This window comes from Geminisphaera colitermitum TAV2 (assembly GCF_000171235.2).
In the GTDB taxonomy this organism is placed as follows: domain Bacteria; phylum Verrucomicrobiota; class Verrucomicrobiia; order Opitutales; family Opitutaceae; genus Geminisphaera; species Geminisphaera colitermitum.
In genome coordinates, this window is sequence record NZ_ABEA03000212.1 from 1 (window position 1) to 5,661 (window position 5,661).

The 5,661-nt window shown below is 62.7% G+C and carries 6 protein-coding genes; 4 read left to right on the forward strand and 2 right to left on the reverse strand.

Annotated elements, in window-relative coordinates; all coding sequences use genetic code 11:
* Positions 1–28: 28 nt before the first annotated feature.
* A complete protein-coding gene (locus OBACDRAFT_RS24060; protein ID WP_043589669.1) occupies positions 29–526 on the reverse strand; it encodes a PEGA domain-containing protein in 498 nt (165 codons plus the stop codon).
* 209 nt (positions 527–735) lie between these two features.
* Here OBACDRAFT_RS24060 and lgt point away from each other — a divergent pair, with 209 nt between their 5' ends.
* From lgt to upp, 4 genes are all read left to right on the forward strand, one after another.
* Positions 736–1,623, forward strand: a complete 888-nt coding sequence (gene lgt / locus OBACDRAFT_RS24065; RefSeq protein ID WP_052362517.1) for a prolipoprotein diacylglyceryl transferase — start codon at positions 736–738, stop codon at positions 1,621–1,623.
* The gene (locus tag OBACDRAFT_RS24070; protein ID WP_043589671.1) at positions 1,572–2,189 is read left to right on the forward strand and encodes a flavin reductase family protein; all 618 of its coding nucleotides are present in this window, start codon (positions 1,572–1,574) and stop codon (positions 2,187–2,189) included. Before lgt ends, OBACDRAFT_RS24070 begins: the two co-directional genes overlap by 52 nt.
* 108 nt (positions 2,190–2,297) lie before the next feature.
* Positions 2,298–2,783, forward strand: coding sequence for a PTS sugar transporter subunit IIA (locus tag OBACDRAFT_RS24075; protein ID WP_043589673.1), 486 nt, complete (start codon positions 2,298–2,300; stop codon positions 2,781–2,783).
* A gap of 268 nt (positions 2,784–3,051) precedes the next feature.
* Positions 3,052–3,666, forward strand: coding sequence for a uracil phosphoribosyltransferase (gene upp, locus OBACDRAFT_RS24080; RefSeq protein ID WP_043589674.1), 615 nt, complete (start codon positions 3,052–3,054; stop codon positions 3,664–3,666).
* Positions 3,667–3,857: 191 nt separating this feature from the next.
* Here the strand turns inward: upp and eno are convergent, their stop codons facing one another.
* On the reverse strand, positions 3,858–5,174 hold the full coding sequence (gene eno, locus OBACDRAFT_RS24085) for a phosphopyruvate hydratase (protein WP_043589676.1): 1,317 nt from the start codon (positions 5,172–5,174) through the stop codon (positions 3,858–3,860).
* Positions 5,175–5,661 lie beyond the last annotated feature (487 nt).

The window sequence follows — 5,661 nt, forward strand, 5'->3', positions numbered from 1 at the left end:
TTTTTTTGGGGGGGGGGGGGGGGGGGACTTACTTGGCGTAAGTCTTGAGAATGGCTTCGATGGCCTTCTTGTGATCGGCGGAGCTGATCTGGTTGGCGGCGAGCATGGCGTCGGCGGTGGTAACTTGGGCAGCCATCTGCGTGTAAAGATCAACCTTGGCGGCCTTGGCGTCGGGGCGGAGATTGACAACGAGATTTTCGGGCACGAGATCGGTCATGGCTCCGAGGTCGTAGTCGATGCCCCAGCGAAAGTAATTTTGCTCGTACTCGTTGGGCATCGGGAGGAGAAGCGCATTCTGGTCGAGGAAGCCCTCCTTCTTGAGATCGATGCGATAAACGGAACTGCGCGGAAGGCGGACCTTGAAGGGGGTTTGCCCCACGGTCTCGCCGTTAATCAGGGCGGTGGCCCCGGCAGGAATGCTTTGGACGGTGACGACTTGGGTGCGACCTTTGGTAAAGATCGCGCAACCAGTGGCGGCCAAGGCAATAGTGAGAAGTGATGCGGTAAGGATTGGGCGAATGTTCATCGAGGGGATGAAGGGGAGGATGTGAAGCTGCCGAGAGAAATGGGTGGTCCGGCAGGGTCAAGTGCAATAATATGCCAATTCGTGCCGATTCCCGCATTTAACCGGTATTTCCCCCCATTTCCCGCATTCTCGTCAACTCCAGCATTCCCTCAACTCCGGCATTCCTCCATACGCCATACCCGAAGCCACACCGCACACGCCAACCACCGATGCCCGCCTGCCTTTTCCGCCTCCCTCTGCCGCCGACCGCCTGGTGGGTCCATGATTTGAGCCCGTTTCTCGTGCGCTTTTCCGATTCGATCGGGATACGCTATTACGGACTGGCCTACGTGGCGGGGTTCCTCACCGGCATCTGGTTGCTCACGCTCTACTCGCGACGGGGGCTGACGTCGTTGTCCGCCGCGCAGGTGTCCAATCTTGTGTGGGCGCTGGCGGCGGGCGTGTGCATCGGCGGGCGACTGGGATATTTCCTCTTTTACCAGCCCGGCGTGCTCGTCAGCGACCCGCTCGCGCTGCTCCGCATCTGGGACGGCGGGATGGCGAGTCACGGCGGATTTATCGGCGTCGCGGTCGCGCTGTTTTGGTTTGCCCGCAGCACGCGCCACCGGGTGCTGCATTTGGGGGATTTGGTGGCGAGCGTCGCGCCGGCGGGCTTGATGTTCGGACGCATCGCCAACTTCATCAACGCCGAGCTTTGGGGCAAAGTCTCGTCCGTAAAGTGGGCGGTGATTTTTCCGGAAAGCGCTCCGCCGGGAACGCCCTTCAACCTCATCGCGCCGCGGCATCCCTCGCAACTCTACGCCGCGGTGCTCGAAGGCCTGCTGCCCCTGATCCTGATGCAAGTGCTCGTCTGGAAAACCGACTGGGTGCGCACCACGCCGGGCCGGTTGAGCGGAGTGTTTTTGGTGACCTACGCGATCAGCCGCATGATCGGCGAAGCATTCCGCGAACCCGACGCGGGGCTGATCCTAGGGCTGAGCCGGGGCACGTTTTACTCGATCTTCGTGTTTGCTGCGGGACTGGCGCTGCTGTTTAAAACGCGCCCATGTTGCTGGATTTCTCCTCCCTCGAACCGAAGTACGCCTACGCGTGGATGACGAGCCTCATCACCCCGCGTCCCATTGCCTGGGTTTCCACGATCTCGGCGGACGGCAAAACGAACCTCGCGCCCTTCTCCTTTTTCAATGGCGTGACGTCCAACCCGCCCACGCTCCTCTTCATTCCCGTCAACAACCGCGACGGCGCGAAAAAAGACACCGTGCGCAACATCGAGGCCGTGCCCGAATTTGTGGTCAACGTCGTCTCCCACGCGCTCGCCGAGCCGATGAACGCCACTGCCGCCCTCCTCCCGCACGGCGAAAGCGAATTCTCGGCCTTCGGCATCGAGTCCGCCGCCAGCCAGCACATCCGCCCCCCCCGCGTGGCTCAGGCCCCGGCGGCGTTTGAGTGCCGCCTGCACCAGATCGTCAACGTCGGCGAAGGACCGCTCGCGGCGCACATCATCATTGGCCGCATCCTCTGCGCCCACATCAGCGACACCGTGCTCGACGAACGCGGCCGGGTGGACGCCGCCAAGCTCGACGCCGTGGGCCGCATGGGCGGCGAAGACTTCGCCACCACGCGCGACCGCTTCGCCTTCAAACGCCCCGACCGCAAAGGCTGATTTTATTTCGCGCCAAACGTGCACTCCGCGCTTGCTTTCGGCGCGGGGTGGGCGTCGTTTCGTTGACCCCCTCAACACAACCATTCGACCAAAGGAAGGGAGCCTGTCATGCCAGTCCGTCTATCCGATCTCATCGACGCCTCGCGCATCACCCTAAACGTGCAAAACACCCGTCGCACCGCCGCGCTCAACGAAGTAGCCCGGCTCCTCGACGGGCACGCCGACGTCACCAATTTCCAGGGATTTTACAACGAACTCCTCGCCCGCGACCGGCTCGACACCACTTGTCTCGGCAACGAAATCTCCCTGCCCCACGCCCGCACCGAGCACGTGCGACGCATTGTCCTTGCCATTGGCCGCAGCAACACCGGCGTGGTCTATGAAAACGGCAACCAGACCGTCCGCCTGATGTTCGTCCTCGGCACTCCCAAGAACAACCCCACCGAATACCTCCGCATCGTCAGCACCCTTTGCAAAATCGCCAAGGAACCGGCCAACCGCGAAGCCCTCCTCAACGCCGCCACCCCCGGCGAATTTGCCGAAGCCCTCCTCAGCGCCGAGGAACGCCTCCTCGCCCCCGCTCCCGCCGTCTGAAGTAGGCGCGGCGCTCCCATTGGAGGGTGCCCCTCCCCCCCCCCCCCCCCAGACGCGGCCTCAGCCGCGCATTCCGGAATTGCGGCGCTTCGCGCCGTCCGGCGGGTCAGGAGACCCGCCCTCCGTCGCCCCGCGCTCCACGCAAGGTTGATGGCAGGAGTGATGGTTTCGATCCGTTAAGCGCAGTCCAATGCTCAACTGAAAATGCCCCGAGGGTGTTTTTATTTCTGTTTTGCCCTGCCTGTGGCGCATCATAGACCGCACATCCATGCTTCACATCATTGACCACCCGCTCGCCCTTCATGCCGTCACCCATCTGCGTGATCAGACCACGAAACCGGCGACCTTCCGTGCGCTCAGTCATCACATTTCCACGCTGCTCGCGCTGGAGGCGACCCGCGACCTGCCCATGCGCGAAGTCACGGTGCAAACGCCCCTCGAACCCACCACAGGCCGGACGCTCGGCCAGCCGCTCGTCGTCATCCCGATCCTGCGCGCCGGCCTCAGCATGGTGGAACCCATCGCCAACCTGTTTCCCCATGTGAGCGTGGGCTACATCGGCATCGAGCGCGACCACGAGACGGCCGCCCCGCGCAGTTATTATTGCAAGCTCCCTCCTCTCGAAAACGCCCGCGTGCTGCTCGTTGATCCCATGCTGGCCACCGGCGGTTCCGCCGTGCTGGCGCTCGACGTCATCAAACAACGCGGCGGGACCAGCATCCGCATGCTCAACGTCGTGGCCGCGCCCGAAGGCGTGCGCGTTGTGCATGACGCGCATCCCGATGTGAGAATCTACGCCGGCGCGCTCGACCGTTGTCTCAACGAGCGCAAATACATCCTGCCCGGCCTCGGCGATTTCGGCGACCGCCTCTACGGCACTTAATGGAGGGCGGGTCTCCCGACCCGCCGACGACGCGCAGCGTCGCAATTCCGTTCCTCGCAATTCCGTCCTTCCGGATGGGCGCGGCTATGCCGCGTCTGGCGGGTCGGGAGACCCGCCCTCCGTAATAATAAAAAAACGGGCCGCCCGGTGAAGGGCGGCCCGTTGTGAAGGGTTGCGTATTCGAATCGCAATTACAGACGGCCGGCGTAGATGGCGCTGGCGCCGAGTTCTTCCTCGATGCGGAGGAGCTGGTTGTACTTGGCGATGCGGTCGCTGCGGCTGGCGGAACCGGTCTTGATCTGACCGGCGTTGGTCGCCACGGCGATGTCGGCAATGGTCACGTCCTCGGTCTCGCCGGAACGGTGTGAGATGACGGCGGTGTAGTTGGCCTTGTGCGCCATTTCGACGGCGTCGAGCGTCTCGGTGAGGGAGCCGATTTGGTTGACCTTGACGAGGATCGAGTTGGCGATGCCCTGCTCGATGCCCTTGCGGAGGAAGTCAACGTTGGTGACGAAGAGATCGTCGCCGACGAGTTGCACCTTGTCGCCGATGGCGTCGGTGAGCTTTTTCCAGGTCTTCCAGTCGTTCTCAGCGCAGCCGTCTTCGATGGAGTCGATGGGATACTTGGCCACGAGGTCCTTGTAGTAGGAGACGAATTCGTCGCCGGTGAACTGGCGTCCGTCGCTCTTCTTGAAGACGTATTTGCCGGTCTTCTTGTCGATGAATTCGGAGGAGGCGACGTCGAGGGCGAGCATGATGTCCTTGCCGAGCTTGTAACCGGCATCCTTGACGGCGGCGGCGATGGCGTCGAGCGCGTCGGTGGTGGAGGCGAGGTTGGGGGCGAAGCCGCCTTCGTCACCGACAGCGGTGGAGAGACCCTTGGCCTTGAGGACCTTCTTGAGGGCGTGGAACACTTCGGCACCGGCGCGGAGGGCTTCGGCAAAGGTGTCGAAGTTGACGGGGCGGATCATGAATTCCTGGAAGTCGATGGGGGCGTCGGAGTGCGCGCCGCCGTTCATGATGTTCATCATGGGAACGGGGAGCACCTTGGCGTTGACGCCGCCGATGTAGCGGTAGAGGGGGAGGCCGAGGGCGGCGGCGCCGGCGTGGGCGGCGGCGAGGGAGACGCCGAGGATGGCGTTGGCGCCGAGCTTGGACTTGGTGCTGGTGCCGTCGAGCTTGAGCATGGCGCGGTCGATGCCGACCTGGTCGAGCACATCGTAGCCGGTGAGGGACGGGGCGATGATGCCTTTGACGTTGGCGACGGCAGCCTGAACGCCTTTGCCGCCATAGCGTTTTTTGCCGTCAACACCCTTGGGGAGTTGCTTGGCGGTGAGGGTGCCGTCGCGGAGTTCGAGAGCTTCGTGCTCGCCGGTCGATGCGCCGGAGGGAACGGCGGCGCGGCCAACCACGCCGGAGGCGAGGCGGACGTCAACTTCAACCGTGGGATTGCCGCGGGAGTCGATGATCTCGCGCGCATTGATGCCTGTGATGGTGGTGTTGCTCATACGGATTGGTGGATTGGTTCGAAACGAAACAAAGAGGCAAATCAAAGGGGCGGGGGGGACGTCTGTGAAGCCGAAAGATGCGGCATGGGTTGCACAAGGATGCGCGAGGGTTGGGAGGGGATCGGCGATCGGATAGACAATAGAGCATTTAAAGTTGATATGTAGCCGTCGTCTTAACGGTAGGGAGGCCTCTCCGAGGCCTCCGAAACCACGCTCCAATCACCTACGAGTTTCGCATTCTCACACTACGCACGGCGGAGGCCTCGGAGAGGCCTCCCTACCAGGTATCAAATGGCTACAGTTTAAGTGAAACTGCTCTAAAATCGCCGCTCCTTTGCGAGTCAGGCGCACAGCGGCAGCAGGCCGGTCATCGTGGCGGCGGAGAGCGGAGACACTCGCAGGTGTGTGCGGTGATAATTGGGGAGCGCAGGGTCGTCGGGACGGAAACGAATTTTCCAATACGCTCCTTGGAAACGGCTATGAGAGA